Below are 15,683 nucleotides of genomic sequence, written 5' to 3'. Positions count from 1 at the left end.
CGGGCGGCCGGTGGTACGGCTGGTGGGGTCAGGCGACGAGTTCTCCGGCCTGGAGCTGCCAGAGGGACGCGTAGAGTCCGTGCAGGGCGAGGAGTTCGTCGTGGGTGCCCTGCTCGGCCACGACGCCGCCCGTGTCCATGACGTAGATCCGGTCGGCGTGGCGGACCGTGGAGAGCCGGTGGGCGATGATCACCATCGTCCGGTCGGCGGCGAAGACACGGAGCGTGCGCTGGATGGCGGCCTCGGTCTCGTTGTCCACGGCGGAGGTGGCTTCGTCGAGGATCACCACCGGCGCGTCCTTGAGGATCGCGCGCGCCAGCGCGATCCGCTGCCGCTGGCCACCGGAGAGGGCTGCGCCGCGTTCGCCGATCACCGTGTCGTAGCCGTCCGGCAGTGTCGCGACGAAGGTGTGGGCCTCGGCCATTCTGGCCGCCTCGGCCAGGGCCTCGTCCGAGGCGCCGAAGCTGCCGTAGCGGATGTTGTCGGCGATGGTGCCGTCGAAGAGGAAGGGGTCCTGCGCGACGAACCCGATCGCGTGGCGCAGATCCTGCCTCGGCAGGTCGCGGACGTCCCGCCCGTCGAGCAGCACGCTGCCCGACTCCGTTTCCACGAAGCGCATCAGCAGCTTGGCGACGGTCGTCTTGCCGGAGCCGGTGCAACCGACGAGGGCGGTGACCTGCCCGGCGGGAATGGCCAGCGAGAGCCCCTCCAGCACCGGCGGCCGGTCGGGATAGGCGAAGGTCACGTCGTCGAGGACGATCTCGCCGCGCACCTTCCGGGCGTCGAGCGCCGCGCCGTCGCCGTCGACCTCGAGGGGGAGGGCTTGCAGCCGCCGGACCCGGTCGTAGGCGACAAGCGTGCGCTGGTACTGGTCGACGATGCCGCCGAGCCGGTTCATCCGCAGCAACACCATCTGGGGCAGCCCGATGAGCGGGCTGAACACCTCGAACGGCAGGCTGCCGTCGAGCACCGCCCGGCCGCCGATCAGCAGGGTTCCGGCCATCGAACTGGTCGTGCAGACCCGGACGATCTCGGCGTGGCGGATCGTGCTCCGGTCAGTCCGCCGGCTGCTGTCCTGGACCTCCCCGCTCAGCCGGTCGATGCGCTCGGCCTCGTAATCCTCGGTGCAGAAGCTCTTGACGGTGGCACCGGCGTCCAGCGTGTTCACCAGCTGGCTGTGCAGCTTGGCCCGGTGCTCGCCGGAGACTGCGTAGTCGGCCGCGACCTTGTCCTGGTAGTGGAACGACAGCCAGGCGATGACCGGGATGGGCAGGAACGCGATCCAGGCGATCTGTGGCGCCAGCAGCAGGAAGAGTGGAACCAGGAGGGCCAGGCTGGTGCCGAGGTGCAGCAGGTCGCCCGCCGAGGTGGCGAAGAAGGTGCCCAGTTGACGGACGTCGTCGGTGAGCGCGCCGGCGATCCGGGTGGTCCGCTCGCCTTCCAGGTGCCGTAGTTCGAGGTGCTGCACGTGGGCGTACGTCCGGTTGCGCCAGTCGTGCTCGATGTCCTGGCCGAGTCGGCGCCACTGGAGGTTCGAGGCGTACGAGAGGCCCGCCACGGCGGCACAGGCGGCGGCCATCAGCCCAGCCAGACCGAAGAGTTGGGCGGACGCGGTGGTCAGGCCGAGGCGAGCCAGTGGAGCTGCCTCACCCTTGATGAGGACCAGTCCGGTCCAGCCGAGGAAGGTACCGAGCGCCATCTCCGAGACCTGGCAGGCGACGGAGAGGGCAACGGCCTCGTAGAGACGGCGTCGGTGCGGTCCGACGATCTCCAGCAGGGGATGACGTTCGACGCCGGGCCCGGCCGCTTCCTGGGGCGCGTCGGCCGTTCCGCGCCAGGCCTTCCGGAGGACGGCCGTGGTCAACGCGGCCACCCCGCCCACTGCCACCAGTTGCCTGCTCAGCGCCGACCCCTTGATCAGCGCGACCCCGGCCGCGACCCCGCCGCCGACGGCGAGCACCGGTCGCACGACCAGGCCGCGGTCCACCTGCGGGGCCGGTGCGGCGACGGGGCGGGCCGGTGTCGGGCGTCCCGCTCCGGTCGGATCCTCCGCGACCAGGGTGACGGCTCTGCGGACGATCCGGCCGACGTCCGTGGCGCGCAGCCGCGCATCGTGCCGGACGAGCACCCCGCCGGTGACCGGGTTGGCCCGGGCCTCGGTGATCCCGGGAATGCGGCGCAGCGCGGCGGCGAGGAACTCGGCCGTCCGTGGCCGTCCGAGCACCAGCTTGACGTCCCAACGCTGACGGCCCGGAGTCACCGAGCGCGGGTTCACGTCCCATTCCGCGGACCGGAATCCGGCTGCGGCACCCAGTAGCGATGACATGCGTACAATCACCTGTTTGCGGAGGTCACGGGTAATCCGTCAACGGGCGCGACGGAATTCGGCGCACGGCGGATTCACTGCGACGGAGCGGAAAGTCCGAGAGGGAGGAAGAGGTGCGGCCGAAAGGCCCACGGCCGACCGCCGCGAGGACCCGTCTTCCGAGGTCGGCAGGAAGACGCGCCCAGGCGGCGGGCGGGCATCAGGGCGTCACTACGCCTTCGCGGCACCGACGGTCGCACGGATCTTCGGAGTCCTGGCCTCGTCCTTCTCGGCGGTCGAGGCTGCACCCTCGGTAGGCCGTTGGTCGTCGCCGGAGGCGATCTGCGCCGCCACCATCTCGGCAGCCACCTCGACCGCGAGGTCGTGGATGTTCTCTCCGGCCTCTTGGGCCGCTTTCTTCACCTCCATGACAAGACCGACGGACGTCGTGACGACACCGCGCATCAGTGGCTTGAGGACACGCTTGGCCAGTGGCGCGACGATGAGACCGATCAGGAACGGCGGAACGACGGGCGGCATGATGCTCCAACTTCTCTACGCAGATGTATGACAGGGGACCCAGGGCACTGCGCACTCCGGAGCACGCACAGCGGGGAAGGCGGAAGCACCCATTTCCGGAATTCTCGATATCCCGTGCCGGACTCCCTGCCGGGTTGAATTCCTTGCCGATGAGGCAAACCGTCCGCTTGCCGATCACCGTAGCCCAGTCACGACTGCCGAGGCCAAACGGTCTCGGCGGGTTTCACTCATGCGAGTGCCATCCCTGTTCTGACCGTCACGAATTGCAGTAGGCGAACTCACCGAGCGAAGTGCTTTTCTCATTTACCTATTACCGGTGATCTACTTCATGGTGACTTCCGAGTTCGCGCGCCATCCTCCGGCACCGGGCGGGAAATGACAGCGCGACTCCTGCCGACACCGCTTCGCGGAAGGCCCGCACGTCCCGTCCCGGCACTCACCGCGGTCCGGCCGCCGCCGTACGCGCCCGGCCCGAACCCGGTCGAGGCCGCCGTCCGGTCACTCGCGCGCAGAGCAATGACCCGCATTGCCTCCGGCACACCCGACGGCCTCGACCGCACACTCCGCCGCGCGTCACGCAGGATCCAGCTCCGGCCCCACCTGTCGGCAGTTGCCTCACCGCCATCGCCCTGCCCTCCGACTCACCTCACCGAGCCCGCCCTGAAAGGCTCAGTGATCGGAGAGACTTCCGCCGGAGACTTCCCGCGCACGCGTCCTGAGTCACGTCGCAGGTCCGACCGTTCACGGACGAGTGAACTCCCGGCCGGCCACTGGCGCACCGGCTGCCGCGAACGCCAGCATGATCGGCATGGCCACCACGTACCCCCGAGCTGAGCGGGCCGCCCAGGCCCGGGCGGCCGAAGCCCAGCTCGCCGCCGACGGAATCGACGGAGTGGTGTTCGGCTGGGTCGACAACGCCGGGCTGACCCGGGTGAAGTCCGTTCCGCTCGCCCAGCTCGAACACGCCGCCGAGTACGGCGTCGGCGCCGTACCCTGCTTCGACGTCGCCCTGGTCGACGACTCCATCACCACCGCGCCTTCGAGTACCGGCCCGGTGGGCGACCTGCGGCTCGTCCCCGACCTCGACCGGCTCACGCCGCTCGCCGCCCAGCCCGGCTGGGCCTGGGCCCCGGCCGACCGCTACGCCCAGGACGGCACCCCGCACCCCGGCTGCCAGCGCCGATTCGCCCGCCAGGTCACCGAGGCCGTCGAGCGGCGCGGGCTGTCGGTGCGAGCCGGGATCGAGGTCGAGTGGGTGGTGGCCGACCCGTCCGAGGCCCCCGCGACGGTCGGGCCCGCGTACGGGATGACCCGTTTCATCGAGCACTCCGACTACCTGCGGGAGGTGCTGCGCGCCCTCACCGCCCAGGGGTTGGCCGTACTCCAGCTCCACCCCGAGTACGCCGCCGGGCAGTTCGAGGTCTCGGTCGCCGCCGAGGGGCCGGTCGAGGCGGCCGACACCACGATGCTGGTGCGCCACACCATCCGGGCCGTCTCCGCCCGGCACGGCCTGCGGGTCTCGTACGCGCCCGTCTTCACCGAGGGCTCGGTCGGCAACGGCGGCCACCTGCATCTCAGCCTCTGGCGAGAGGGCCGGAACCTCGGGCACGGCGGCCCCGGCCGCCACGGGCTGCACCCCGACGCCGAACAGTTCTTCGCGGGCGTACTGGCCGAGCTGCCCGCCCTGCTCACCCTCGGCGCGCCCAGCGTCGCCTCCTACCTGCGGCTGGTCCCCTCCCGCTTTGCCGGGGCCTACCGCTGCTGGGGTCTGGAGAACCGTGAGGCGGCGCTGCGCCTGATCACCGGCTCCGCCGCCGGGCAGGCCAATGCCGAGTTCAAGTGCTTCGACGCCGCCGCCAACCCGTACCTGGAGATCGGCGGCGTGCTGGCCGCCGGACTCGCCGGCCTGGACACCGGCCTGCCCCTCCCGCCCGAGACCCCGAGCGACCCCGCCTCCCTCGGCGCGGCCGAGCGCCTCCCGGCGAGCCTGCCGGAGGCGATCGACGCCTACGAGAAGTCCGCACTGCTGCGGCAGGCCCTCGGTCCCGAGTTGTACGAGGCCGTGCTGGCCGTCCGGCGGGCGGAGGCGGAGCTGTTCGCGATGCACACGGATGCGGACGTCATCGAGGCCGTCCGCTGGCGCTACTGACGAGCACAGGCTCTGTTCCTCCGGCTCCCCATCCATGAGTTGGTCGAAGGCCTGCTGGTCGCCGCCAAGCTTCACGGAGCTCAGCAGGATGCGGCCCCGGAAGGCGCGGAGCAGATCCTTGACCGCGCCCGTGGCTGCGCCTGTGCCTGTGCCTGTGCCTGTGGCGAAGCGGTCGCAGGCACGGCGTCGTCCGAGGTGATGGGGAGCGGGCCAGGCGCCGTTGCCGTCGAGCGCCACGCCTGCCGACATAGGCTGCGGGAGACCTGCGCGAGCTGAGCATCGTACGTGTGCACCAGAACCCGGTACCGGGCAACACACCAGGCGTTCTGCGGCGGCAACCCCGCACCCACCGCATGTGGCGCCCACGCTCCGGACCGCGTGAGCGGCGGTCGCTCCACATGGCGAAGTTCATTTCGTACGACCCTCGCCACGTTCCTGCCCGAGGCGACTGGCGGCCACCTCGGTGTGTAGACGCTTGTCGCCCGTGCCGAGAGGCGAGGCCCACTTGTCGGTGCTCGACAACTCGTGCGTTCGGTGGGACTTCCGGCGTGGGTAGTGGTGCCGGCCCCACCGAGAGGGGAGTCAGCTCCTTCGAGGCACCACGTCTCACCGTCCCGGCAGGGTGGTCGAGCAGGTCGTCGGCGAGGGCGGCCGTGGCCTTGGATGGAGTGCCGACGGTGGCGAGGGCGCCGGGGACGGTCGCGGTGGCGTCGGCGGTACTGCTGCCGAGACCGGCGATTACCCCGGCATTTTGATCAGTTGTGCTGCTGCGGCCGGCCTGTCCGGGCCAGACGAACGCGTTCGCGACTCGGCACGTGTCCAAAACCCAGGTGGCGTACTGGAATCCGAGGACGAAGAGCAGTGCCTTGACGGTCAGTCGAGAGCGGCGGAACTCGTCGGATACGGAGGACATCCGCATCAGCCCACTTCGGCTCTGGAAGAGGATCCGAGAGTCGAACCGGCAACAGTGGGTGGCAGCGGCTTCGCCATGTAGACCGCCTCGGCACCGTAGCTCGCGGGCAGCCCGATCTCGGGCCGGGCACGGTAGCCCAGCCGGGACCACAGCGCCTCGGAGCCGCGCACGGCGACCAGAGAAAGGGTCCGGTAGCGGGCCGCCCGCCCGGTCTCCTCCAGATGCCGCTGCATCCGGCGGGCCAGGCGCCGGCCGCGCGCCCGCTCGACGATCGCCAGGTCGTGGGTGTGCAGGTTGCTTCCCCCGTTGCCCTCCTGTGCCGCGCCTTCCTCGGCCAGGCTCAGGTCCGGGCAGCGGAACAGCGGGTACGGCAATGCGAGCAGATAGCCTCCGAAGCCACCCGCGTACTCCAGTACGAAGCAGGTCGAGGGCGAGGCACGGTGCCGGGAGCGAAGCGCCTCCCGCCCTTCGGACAGGCCACTCGCGGCGTAGGCGCGTTCCTCCAGCGCGACCACATCGTCCCAGTCCTCCTCCCGGAACAGCCGGATCCGGGTGTCGGTCATGCGCCTCCTCCGTCCGGAGCCGGGCCTCCGACGCAGGCGTACGGCAGCGGCGCGAAGCCGTTGAACCCCCGGGTGGCGTAGGCGGCGGCGTACGCGCCGCAGGAGTGGACCCACACCGGGTCGCCGGAGGTGATCGCGTGCGGGACCCGTACCAGGCTGTCCTCCTGGGCGTACGCGTCGTCGCTGTCACAGGTCGGGCCGGCCAGCATGGCGCCGACGAACTGCCCACCGGAATGGGTGGGGAACTCCAGGCGGTACTGCAACTGGTCCATCTCGTAGAGGCCGTTGAACTTGCCGCAACTCAGGTAGAGCCAGTCCTCGCGGGTGCCGTCGAGCCGGTGTCGGGAAGAGAGCCGGGCGACGTGGGCGCGGATCGCTCCGTGATCGGCGACCAGGTGGCGACCGGGCTCCAGCAGGAAGTCCAGCGGGGCGGCGTTGACGGCACGCAGCCGTTCCATGCCCTCGCGGATCACCACGAACATCTTGTCCAGCGGCGGTTCCAACGGCCGGCCGCGCCGGTCGAGGACGCCGAGGGCGGGCAGTCCGCCGCCGAGGTTGATCCGGTCCGGGGTGATGCCGCGCCGGCTGAGCGCCTCCAGGACCGCCACCAGCGAGTCGACCGCCGCAACCCAGGCCTCGGCGGTCATCTGCTGGGAGCCGACGTGCACCGACAGGCCGGAGGGCACCAGCCCGGCGCTCCGGGCGGCGCCGAGCACCCGCAGGGCGTCCTCGGGCGAGCAGCCGAACTTGCGGCTGAGACCCCACAGCGCGCCCTCGCCGGTGGTCGCCAGCCGGCAGAACACCCGGGAGCCAGGGGCGTGTTCGGCGATCGCGCCGACGTCCTCCAGGCAGTCGGTGGCGTAGTCGCGTACACCCAGCCGGTAGGCCTCGGCGATGTTGCGGTCGGACTTGACGGTGTTGCCGTAGTGGATCAGCCCGGGGGCCACCCCGGTGCGCAGCGCCTGGGCGATCTCCTGCGGGCTCGCCGCGTCGAAGCCGGAGCCGAGCCGGGCGAGGTGGCCGAGCACCTCGTCCACCGGGCAGGCCTTCATCGCGAACCGGACGGCGACGCCGGGCAGTTCGGCGCACAGGGCGGTGTACTGGCGGCCGATGCCGTCCAGGTCGTAGATGATGGTGTCCTCGATGGCGGCGGCGAGCGCGGCACGCAGGGCGGGGTGGTCGTGCTGGTCGGGGAGGGACGCGGTGGATGCGTGGACGGTGGCCGGCATGGTGGGGGCGCGATGGCCGGTTCTGCCGTGGTCGGCCGTCCGACGCGGTTCGGCGATCTGGCGCACGTCGGTGGTCTGAGGTTTCACGTGTCAACTCCCGGTCCGACTGGATGAATGATGCCAAGGGCCTGCCGGCCCGCATGAGATGAGGCGAGGGAGTCCAAAGGTCGGCTGTGACGCCTGACCTGGACTCCCTCCACGCCGCACTCTATGCACTTCCGCGGCCTGCACCTGCACCCTGCGCGGCCTGCCCGCCACCTTCGCGTTGACCGGCGCAAAGGCCGACGATCATGCCTGTCTCCCAGCGCGGCCAGCCCTTGTCCGGCCTGCCGCTCACTGACGCAGTACGCACCGCGTCATCGGTACAGCGCTCGAACCGGGCGGTGAGGAACGCCCGGTCCAACCAGGTACCGAACGCGTAGCGTGCGAACATGTTTGCCGGTACTGGCGAGGCAACGGACCCTTGAGCACTCCCCCGATCCCGTTCCCTCAAGGTGCCGCCGGGCAGTTGCAGCGCCTTGAGCCACCGCTCGGCATACAGAACCACCCTAACGGCGTTGGTGTGAGCCTCCACGACCTTGACGATCAGGTACCACCGGATGCTGCGGGCCGGTCGGCCCCTCGACCCGCTCGGCGAACGTCGTCGCCGGACACAGTGGATCGAGCCACCTCAGCCGCGCACCACGAGTTCGACACCGCCGGGACTCCTTCAACGCGCGCGTCCATGAGCCGGCGTGCGCGCCCCGGGCCGACCGGGGACGTTCTTCACCTCGGGTGCGTGTCCCCGTTGGGTGAGGTTAGCGAGGTCGCCCGTGTCCGGCGTGATGCCCGTCTCGTTGCGATAGCTGGTTGATCAGCTGGCGCGGGAGGTGGGTCGGATGAGCTGTGATGAGGTGCTGCGGCTGCTCCGGGAGCGGGAGGCCGCCTGCCACAGCGAAGCGGAACGGCTTGGGGCCGAGGCTGAGCGGATCACAGTCCGGCCGGTGATGTGTGAGCAGGAGCCGGCCCGTATCTCAACGGCGCGCGAAGTCGTCGGTGAACTGCCGCGAATCGAGCCGGTGCCGGTATCCCCTGCCGGCTCCACCGCCATGGTCCCCGGCCCCGCGCCGGGGTGGACATCCGCCGGACCCCCAGGCTCTGGAACATCTGCTTGCGGTACTGGCCGGGTACGCCGGTCCGGTGTGTTGTCGGCAGGCGGTGGAGGGTCTTGGTCCGAAGGTGGTGCCCCGCCGGATGGAAGTGATCCGACACCGTTCGAAGAAGGCCGCTGCGGCGAAGCTGGCGGTGCGAACGGCGGGCGGATCGTTCACCGGGACGCGTGGCACGGTCACGGCGAGCGGGTGAACGTGCGGCAAGAGAACGGTCTTCTCCTCGTCGGCCGGGCTGATCTGCCTGACCGCGCAAGAAGGAAGACCTTCGCCCCGACAGTTGGAAGGTGCCATGAGCGCGCGTCGTCTGCTACCGAACGATGAGTCCCTTGACCTCATCAGGCTGGTCCGGAAACTGGCGGCCGATGAACTCGCGTCGCGAGCGGATGCCGATGAGGCGAACGAGGCATTCCCTCGTGACGTGTTCAGGCTCCTCGGACGCGTCGGCCTGCTCGGTTTACCGTACTCCGAGGCTTACGGCGGCAGCGGCCTGTCGTACGAGGTGTACCTGCAGGCTGTCGAAGAGATCGCGTCCGTGTGGGCTTCGGTCGGCGTAGGCGTCTCCGTGCACGTGCTGTCGTGTTTCGGCCTGGCGACGATGGGCACCGAGGAGCAGAAGCAGGAGTGGCTGCCCGCGATGCTCGGTGGCGAGTTGCTGGGTGCCTACTGTCTCTCGGAGCCGCACGCCGGCTCGGACCCGGCCGCGCTGCGGACCCGGGCCCGTCTGGACGGCGATCACTACGTCCTGAACGGTGCGAAAGCCTGGACGACCCACGGTGGTCACGCGGACTACTACAAGGTCATGGCCCGCACCTCGGAGGACCGCACGGGCATCTCGTGCTTCATGATCCCCGCTGGCACCGAGGGCCTCACCGCTGATGTACCCGAACGGAAGATGGGCCTGACCGGGTCCACGACGGCGACCATGGTCCTCCGGGACGTCCGTGTCCCGGTCGAGCGGCGTATCGGCGCCGAGGGCGGCGGCCTGCGTATCGCTCTCGCGAGCCTGGATTCCGGCCGTCTCGGTATCGCGGCAGTCGCGGTCGGTCTCGCCCAGGGCGCCCTCGACCACGCGATCGCCTATGCACGCGATCGGGAGACGTTCGGATCACGCATCATCGACCACCAGGGAGTCGCGTTCCTGCTCGCCGACATGGAGGCCGCGGTCTTTTCAGCGCGTGCTGCGACCCTCCATGCCGCCCGACTGAAGGACGCGGGACTGCCGTTCAGCCGTGAGGCGTCGGTCGCGAAGCTCGTCGCGACCGACAACGCGATGCGTGTCACCACTGATGCGGTGCAGGTCCTCGGCGGGGTCGGCTACACGCGCGAGTTCCCGGTCGAACGGTACATGCGTGAGGCCAAGTTGACTCAGATCTTCGAAGGCACGAACCAGATTCAGCGCATGGTCATCGGGCGGTCGCTCGCCAAGTCCAACCATGGTGACCTCACCCTGGCCCCTTGAGACTTGACTCTGAAACTGATCGGAAAATCGACCTCGAACGACGAAGGGGCGGACGAGGCCGTCACCGCCGGGTCAGCGGCCGCAGGCCGGGGCACAAGCACCGGCTGAGCAGGACCCGGCATTGACGATCTGGAGACCAAGGTGACCTGGTGGCCTCAGTGAGCGTCAGCGTCGCAACAGCCCGCTCCGCGACATCCGTCGCCGGCGCACGCGAGAGCGCCCGGGAGACTGATGTCTTGGACTCCCTGTGGGGGCGCATCACCCGTGTCGCCGTCAACCCCGAGCACTGGCCGGTCATCCCGCACGAGGTGCCCGTCCGCGGTCACGTCGTGAAGGTCGGCTGGTTCACCCCGGAACTCGACCCGCACAAGCTTCTTCTGCTGTCCTACGGCACCGGCCGCTGGGACCTGCTGGTGATCCCGCCCGAGACCGGCCCGGAGGCAGCGGCACGTCTGATGGCGGCGGCATCCGAATACGGCGGCCCGCCGCTGACCGCGAGCGCGCTCATCACCGCCGACCGGGCCCTGCACGACGTATCCGTGCCCAACCAGGTGCAGGATGCGGAGAGGGCCTGGGAGTCCGAGGGCAGGGTGTGTCGGCAAGCGTGTCGTCCAGCTGCTGGACGCCCGGTAGCTGGTCCGGGCCTCGTGTCCGCGGCCAAGATCCGGGCCATTCCCGGACCAAGTCGCCAACCGCTGCGGACAAAGCTCCCTTTTCCGCAGGTCAGAGCAGGTGCCTCGCGTGTACCACCAGCAGACGAAGAACCTCCTGGTCTCGTACTCGCCGAAGAAGCTGGGCTTCTTCTAGACGCACGGAAAAAGGCGCCTGACCTGGGTTCTCACCCGTCAGGCGCCTTTCGCTCAGCCCGCTCTCGACCAAGCCAGGCTTGCACGCTAACTCCCAATTCCTCCCATGACTGCACCCCTCCTGACCAGTGCTTCCGGACCAGTCACGGACCAAACCCCCGGTTCAACCCTCGGGTGTGTCACCTCGACCGACGCGCTGCCACTCGTTCATGGACTGCTCGATGAGGCGGTTCGCCTGCTCTCGAAGGCCGTCAAGAAACTTGGCGTAGCGGCGAAAGAGAACCTCGATGCTCTGGCCGGCGCGGCGGGCGCACTCGGCCGGGTCCACTCCGGAGTAGAGCCAGAACGAGATCCCGGCGTGCCGGAGATCGTAAGGTCGCTTGACCAGGCGAGAAGTGCGCTCAGTACGCGTCAGAGCGTGTTCCCGGGCCCGCGCCCAGGTGATGCCGTAGGCGGCAGCGTCCACGTAGTTGCCAGCCTGGTTCCGGAAGAGCCGACCGTCAGGTGCCGCATCGAACCGTTTCACATGGGCACACAGCATGCTTACGAATTGCGGCACGATGGGAACAGGCCGCGTCGCGCTTGCCGCTCGACGCTTGAGCGAGTGCACCTCGTGCACCTCACCGTCGTCGGTCCACTCCTTGCCCGATGTGACAACCCCGCCCGAGAGGTTGAGCATCCCCCGTCCAGTCTTCGGCAGGCGGCATTGATCGATCCGAAGATGGATGACCTCAGCTGGCCGCATAGCCGCGAAGTACACGCAACCGAAGAATGCTTCAAGATGAGGACCCCGCCCCCGTTGGCGAGCAACGGCCTCGAGCAGCCGAAGCACTCGGGCCGGATTGGGAACGGCGCTCATGCTTCTCAACTGCCCTGTCCCCGAGCCTTGGACGCGTGCCAACGGAGCTGGAGCGACGTCACACGATCACAGTGGTCAGCCTTGAGGATCCTGCGGTTTGACCTCGACCTCTCGCAGGCTCTGCTCTTTGAGCTCGGTGCGTGCCTCGGTGCGGTGCCCCCGGGCGATGTAGTCACGCACGACTGCTTCGACGGCGTCCTGAGGCGAGCCGACCCCGGCCAGGACCATCACTTCCACCACCAGTTCGGCATCGAGACTGATGTTGACCTTGGCCACGAGCGGCCCCCTTCGTAGGTCCGGGACTCTAACAGCCGCACAGCAGCGACTCGTTCCCGCTGCGGTTCGTGACACAGGACAACAACAGGGCGAACGTTGCTCGATACGGCACTGGCACTCCCCACCGAACCCGCTCGGGGCAACTCCCTGGGGAGAATCTGGGGAGTACGAGCGGCGCCGGGGAGCGCGTGGGGAGAATCGACGGCGTAACCGGGCACGAGCATGAAAGGCCCAGAAAGACGGATCAGCCCAGGCCAGAGACGTTCCCAGCCACATCTCCGCAGCTCAGCGCCCCAGGTAGACGACTTCATGACGTACGTCCCGAGGTCGTCGGCCTCGACGAGTCCCGGCAGCGAGCCGCCCTCGCGCAGCGGCGTGATGTAGCGGGTCGCGGCGACCTCTTTCAGTATTTACCCAGGCCACCCGCCTACTCAGGCTTGCAATCCACGGTCAACTTTGGAGGGGTGTAGCAGCGGGAATCACCCGTCAACGGGCCTGGGTTGAATCTGGGGAGTTTCAGCCGGCCTGCCCCCGCTCCCCGAGCAGTCCGTCGATGGCGGTGCGCCCCTTGCTTCCGGCCTCCCGCATGAAGTGAGCACAGTAACCGAGGGTGATCACGGGAGAGGAGTGCCCGAGCCACCGCGCCAAGGTCACGACAGACTCTCCGGGGGGCCTCGGCTGCGTCCAGGGAAGTGGTGTACGGGTTCGACCTGATCCGGGGGTCTGCTCCGGCATCGGGATGGTGCCCGCGTAGACGAACGGCCACCGGCTGATCTTCGAAGTGTCGAAGGAGATCAGCATGATGACCGCACCACACAGTCTGCCCCTGCACGCCATCGCCGAGGACAACCTCGCCGCGGCGAGTCCCGATCCGCTGCGCGCGATGGTCAAGACGTTCGCCGACGCGCTCATGTCCGCCGAGGCCGATGCCCTCTGCAACGCCGAGTACGGGCAGATCAGCGACGAGCGCGTCGACCACCGCAACGGCTACCGCCCGCCCGAGTGGGACACCCGCGCAGGCACCGTCGAGCTCGCCGTCCCCAAGCTGAGGCAGGGCAGTTACTTCCCGTACTTCCCGCACTGGCTCCTCGAACGACGCCGCCGGGCCGAACAGGCCCTCATCTCGGTGGTCGCGACCGCCTACCTGCTCGGCGTCTCCACCCGCCGGGTCGAGAAACTCGCCGAATCCCCCGGCGTCACCCAGCTGTCGAAGTCCCAGGTCAACTCGATGGCCAAGCACCTGGACGAGCAGGTCGCCGCGTTCCGCAACCGGCCCCTGGACCAGGGCCCTTACGCGTTCGTCCGGGTCGACGCACTGCCCCAGAAGGTCCGTGAGGGCGGCCGCATCATCAACGTCCACGCCCTGGTCGCGGTCGGCGTCAACGCCGACGACCACCGCGAGATCCTCGGCATCGACGTCGCCACAGCCGAGGACGGCGCCGGCTGGCTCGCCTTCCTGCGCTCCCTGACCGCCCGCGGCCTCTCCGGCGTCCAGCCCGTCGCCTCCGACGCCCACACCGGCCTGGTGAACGCGATCGGCGCCGTCCCGCCCGGCGCTTCCTGGCAGCGATGCCGCACGCTCCCCCACGCCCTGAACGGGCACGGGGGCACCCCCATCGCCCGAAATCTGCTGAGCCAGGTCCCGAAATCCGCCCAGCCCTGGGTGGCCACGCTGCTGCGGACCGTCTCCGAACAGCCCGATGCCGACGCGGTCCAGTCCCAGATGCGGCACGTCCTGGACGCGCTGGAGGCCAAGTTCCCCAAAGCCGCCGCCCACTTGGACGCCGCACAGCACGATCTGCTGGCGTTCACCGGCTTCCCGCGTGAGATCTGGCGGCAGATCTGGTCGAACAACCCGCAGGAGAGGCTGAACAAGGAGATCCGCCACCGCACCGACGTGGTCGGCATCTTCCCCGACCGCACCGCCCTGATCCGCCTGGTCGGAGCAGTGCTGGCCGAGCAGAACGACGACTGGACCGAGGCCCGCCGCTATATGGGGCCGGACCTGCCGGCCAAGACCCGGATCCACCCGATCGAGTCAGAAACCGACGAGACCGACCTGCCCACCGAACTCACCGCATAGCCTCAAAACGAGATCACCGAGTGGCCGTCGATACACCACTCCAGCGGACGTGACCGTCACAACAGCAGCCACGCCAAGATCCGCTGCCTTGGCGAGCGGGCCATGGCCACCCTCAAGGGCTGGCGCCTCCTACGGAAGCTCCGCTGCAGCACCAACCGAATCACCGACGTCGTGAAGGCTGTCCTCGTCCTTCACCACGCGTCAGCGTGAGGTTGGAAAACGCTCAGTGTCCAGTGATCCGGCGGCCTCCTTCGCCCGCGCGCTCGGCCTCTTCCCGCCGCGCGGCGCGACGTTCGCCGAGGCCGACGCGGCCGCGGCCCTACAACACCGCACCGACCGCAAGTACCTGGTCGACCACGGCACCCGCGTCACCCTCGACGGAGTCCTCACCTGCCTGCCACGACAGTGACCGCTCAGCCGCCCTCGACCGAGGCGAACACGTGCCGTATCAGCTCCCCGTCCGTCTTCGGCACCATCAAGTCGTACGTCCCGTCAGCGGCGACGAGTTCGTAGCGGTCGAACTTGGGTGCCATCCGCACCTTCGCGGCCGTGAGCTTCAGGCGGTACGGCGGGGGCAGGGTGGCGGTGCGGCCGCCCCGCCGGTCGCTCCAGACCGGAGCCTCACCGGCGGCGAGCCGCAGGTATCCCTGCCGCAGCCGGGCGATGCTCTTACCCTTGCCGACAGAGCGCGTGACCGCCCCGCCGATGTTCTTCGTGAACCCCACGACCCGCAAGGCCTGGCCGTTCTCGAAGTCCTCGATGTCCTGCGCGGGCGTACGGCGCCGGACCCACGTCCAGCGCAGCAGCACGTCCACCACGGTCTGCGTACCCGCGGCACGGCGTCCTACCGGTCTGCCGTCGCTTACCATTCTCGTCCTCCGTGGGAATTCATCCTGATCGTCTCTTCTGCTGTCTCGCGAGGCGGTCCGCGAGAGCGGTGCGGAAGTGGGAGAACCGAGTTTCGTCCTCTTCGATCACTTCGAGAATGTCCAACGCGTTCTCCGCATCTCCGGACATCGCCTCGCGGTAGAGCACCCACAGCCCTTCTCGGGCTTTCTCGTAGCACTCCTCGTCGAGGCTCTCCCGTCCTGCCGCCGTCTCGCTGGAATGCGACTCCCCGGAAACCGTGAACAGCAGAGTCACCAGGAAGTGACTGCGTACGAACGGCGCGAGATCCTCGGTGAGCGCGGCCAGGATGACGGAGACGGCTGGGACCGCGGCCTCGAACAGCATCGACTGGACTTCGACGTGCCCGTCGAGACGGTAACCGACTGCGTCCTGGGGTGATTTCGCCTCCAGCAGTCTGCGAAAGGTCACCGGAAGGTGCGCCGCACCTTCTCCGCAACCGCA

General features: G+C 69.2%; 14 protein-coding genes and 3 pseudogenes. 6 read left to right on the top strand and 11 right to left on the bottom strand.

Features of this window, described 5'->3' with window-relative positions; all coding sequences use genetic code 11:
- Positions 1–28 precede the first annotated feature (28 nt).
- Both ACZ6KY_RS18700 and ACZ6KY_RS18695 read right to left on the bottom strand, forming a co-directional pair.
- Positions 29–2,326: an ABC transporter ATP-binding protein gene (locus ACZ6KY_RS18700; protein WP_469311366.1), complete on the bottom strand. Its 2,298-nt coding sequence runs from the start codon at positions 2,324–2,326 to the stop codon at positions 29–31.
- A 210-nt stretch (positions 2,327–2,536) separates the two neighbouring features.
- Positions 2,537–2,845 (bottom strand): DUF5132 domain-containing protein, encoded by a 309-nt coding sequence (locus tag ACZ6KY_RS18695; RefSeq protein ID WP_469311365.1) that lies wholly within the window; start codon positions 2,843–2,845, stop codon positions 2,537–2,539.
- An 808-nt stretch (positions 2,846–3,653) separates the two neighbouring features.
- Between ACZ6KY_RS18695 and ACZ6KY_RS18690 the strand changes: the two genes are divergently transcribed.
- A complete protein-coding gene (locus ACZ6KY_RS18690; protein ID WP_469311364.1) occupies positions 3,654–4,994 on the top strand; it encodes a type I glutamate--ammonia ligase in 1,341 nt (446 codons plus the stop codon).
- A 918-nt stretch (positions 4,995–5,912) separates the two neighbouring features.
- Here the strand turns inward: ACZ6KY_RS18690 and ACZ6KY_RS18685 are convergent.
- From ACZ6KY_RS18685 to ACZ6KY_RS18675, 3 genes are all read right to left on the bottom strand, one after another.
- On the bottom strand, positions 5,913–6,470 hold the full coding sequence (locus tag ACZ6KY_RS18685) for a GNAT family N-acetyltransferase (RefSeq protein ID WP_469311363.1): 558 nt from the start codon (positions 6,468–6,470) through the stop codon (positions 5,913–5,915).
- On the bottom strand, positions 6,467–7,699 hold the full coding sequence (locus ACZ6KY_RS18680) for a type III PLP-dependent enzyme (protein WP_469311482.1): 1,233 nt from the start codon (positions 7,697–7,699) through the stop codon (positions 6,467–6,469). The genes ACZ6KY_RS18685 and ACZ6KY_RS18680 overlap by 4 nt, the downstream gene beginning before the upstream one ends.
- A 208-nt stretch (positions 7,700–7,907) precedes the next feature.
- Positions 7,908–8,273 (bottom strand): hypothetical protein, encoded by a 366-nt coding sequence (locus ACZ6KY_RS18675; RefSeq protein WP_469311362.1) that lies wholly within the window; start codon positions 8,271–8,273, stop codon positions 7,908–7,910.
- Between the two features lie 866 nt (positions 8,274–9,139).
- Here ACZ6KY_RS18675 and ACZ6KY_RS18670 point away from each other — a divergent pair.
- Together ACZ6KY_RS18670 and ACZ6KY_RS18665 are read left to right on the top strand one after the other, a co-directional pair.
- Positions 9,140–10,309 carry an acyl-CoA dehydrogenase family protein gene (locus tag ACZ6KY_RS18670; protein WP_469311361.1) on the top strand — a complete coding sequence of 390 codons (1,170 nt, stop codon included), beginning with the start codon at positions 9,140–9,142 and terminating at the stop codon, positions 10,307–10,309.
- Positions 10,310–10,458: 149 nt separating this feature from the next.
- A pseudogene (locus ACZ6KY_RS18665) lies at positions 10,459–10,905 on the top strand (DUF5994 family protein); the annotation flags it as partial.
- Between the two features lie 373 nt (positions 10,906–11,278).
- Here the strand turns inward: ACZ6KY_RS18665 and ACZ6KY_RS18660 are convergent.
- The 4 genes and pseudogenes from ACZ6KY_RS18660 to ACZ6KY_RS18645 all read right to left on the bottom strand — a co-directional run bounded on the left by ACZ6KY_RS18660 (position 11,279) and on the right by ACZ6KY_RS18645 (position 12,904).
- Positions 11,279–11,794, bottom strand: coding sequence for a hypothetical protein (locus ACZ6KY_RS18660; protein ID WP_469311360.1), 516 nt, complete (start codon positions 11,792–11,794; stop codon positions 11,279–11,281).
- Positions 11,795–12,049: 255 nt separating this feature from the next.
- Positions 12,050–12,250: a type II toxin-antitoxin system VapB family antitoxin gene (locus ACZ6KY_RS18655; RefSeq protein ID WP_328556973.1), complete on the bottom strand. Its 201-nt coding sequence runs from the start codon at positions 12,248–12,250 to the stop codon at positions 12,050–12,052.
- Positions 12,251–12,555: 305 nt separating this feature from the next.
- A pseudogene (locus ACZ6KY_RS18650) lies at positions 12,556–12,660 on the bottom strand (HipA family kinase); the annotation flags it as partial.
- A gap of 106 nt (positions 12,661–12,766) precedes the next feature.
- On the bottom strand, positions 12,767–12,904 hold the full coding sequence (locus tag ACZ6KY_RS18645; protein ID WP_469311359.1) for a hypothetical protein: 138 nt from the start codon (positions 12,902–12,904) through the stop codon (positions 12,767–12,769).
- Positions 12,905–13,052: 148 nt separating this feature from the next.
- Here ACZ6KY_RS18645 and ACZ6KY_RS18640 point away from each other — a divergent pair, with 148 nt between their 5' ends.
- The 3 genes and pseudogenes from ACZ6KY_RS18640 to ACZ6KY_RS18630 all read left to right on the top strand — a co-directional run bounded on the left by ACZ6KY_RS18640 (position 13,053) and on the right by ACZ6KY_RS18630 (position 14,742).
- Entirely contained in the window at positions 13,053–14,333 is a 1,281-nt protein-coding gene (locus ACZ6KY_RS18640) for an IS256 family transposase (protein ID WP_469311481.1), read from the top strand.
- 54 nt (positions 14,334–14,387) lie between these two features.
- Positions 14,388–14,543, top strand: a pseudogene (locus ACZ6KY_RS18635) (transposase family protein); the annotation flags it as partial.
- Between the two features lie 16 nt (positions 14,544–14,559).
- Positions 14,560–14,742, top strand: coding sequence for a hypothetical protein (locus ACZ6KY_RS18630; RefSeq protein WP_469311358.1), 183 nt, complete (start codon positions 14,560–14,562; stop codon positions 14,740–14,742).
- Positions 14,743–14,746: 4 nt separating this feature from the next.
- On the opposite strand, the gene ACZ6KY_RS18625 is transcribed toward ACZ6KY_RS18630, so the two are convergent.
- Both ACZ6KY_RS18625 and ACZ6KY_RS18620 read right to left on the bottom strand, forming a co-directional pair.
- Positions 14,747–15,148, bottom strand: coding sequence for a hypothetical protein (locus ACZ6KY_RS18625; RefSeq protein WP_469311357.1), 402 nt, complete (start codon positions 15,146–15,148; stop codon positions 14,747–14,749).
- 73 nt (positions 15,149–15,221) lie between these two features.
- Complete coding sequence (locus ACZ6KY_RS18620; RefSeq protein ID WP_469311356.1) at positions 15,222–15,650, bottom strand: hypothetical protein; 429 nt, start codon at positions 15,648–15,650, stop codon at positions 15,222–15,224.
- Between the last annotated feature and the right edge of the window lie 33 nt (positions 15,651–15,683).

Source organism: Streptomyces sp. NPDC042002 (genome assembly GCF_055588305.1).
The sequence above is the reverse complement of the archived record's forward strand: the minus strand, read 5'-3'. Positions and strand labels throughout refer to the sequence as shown.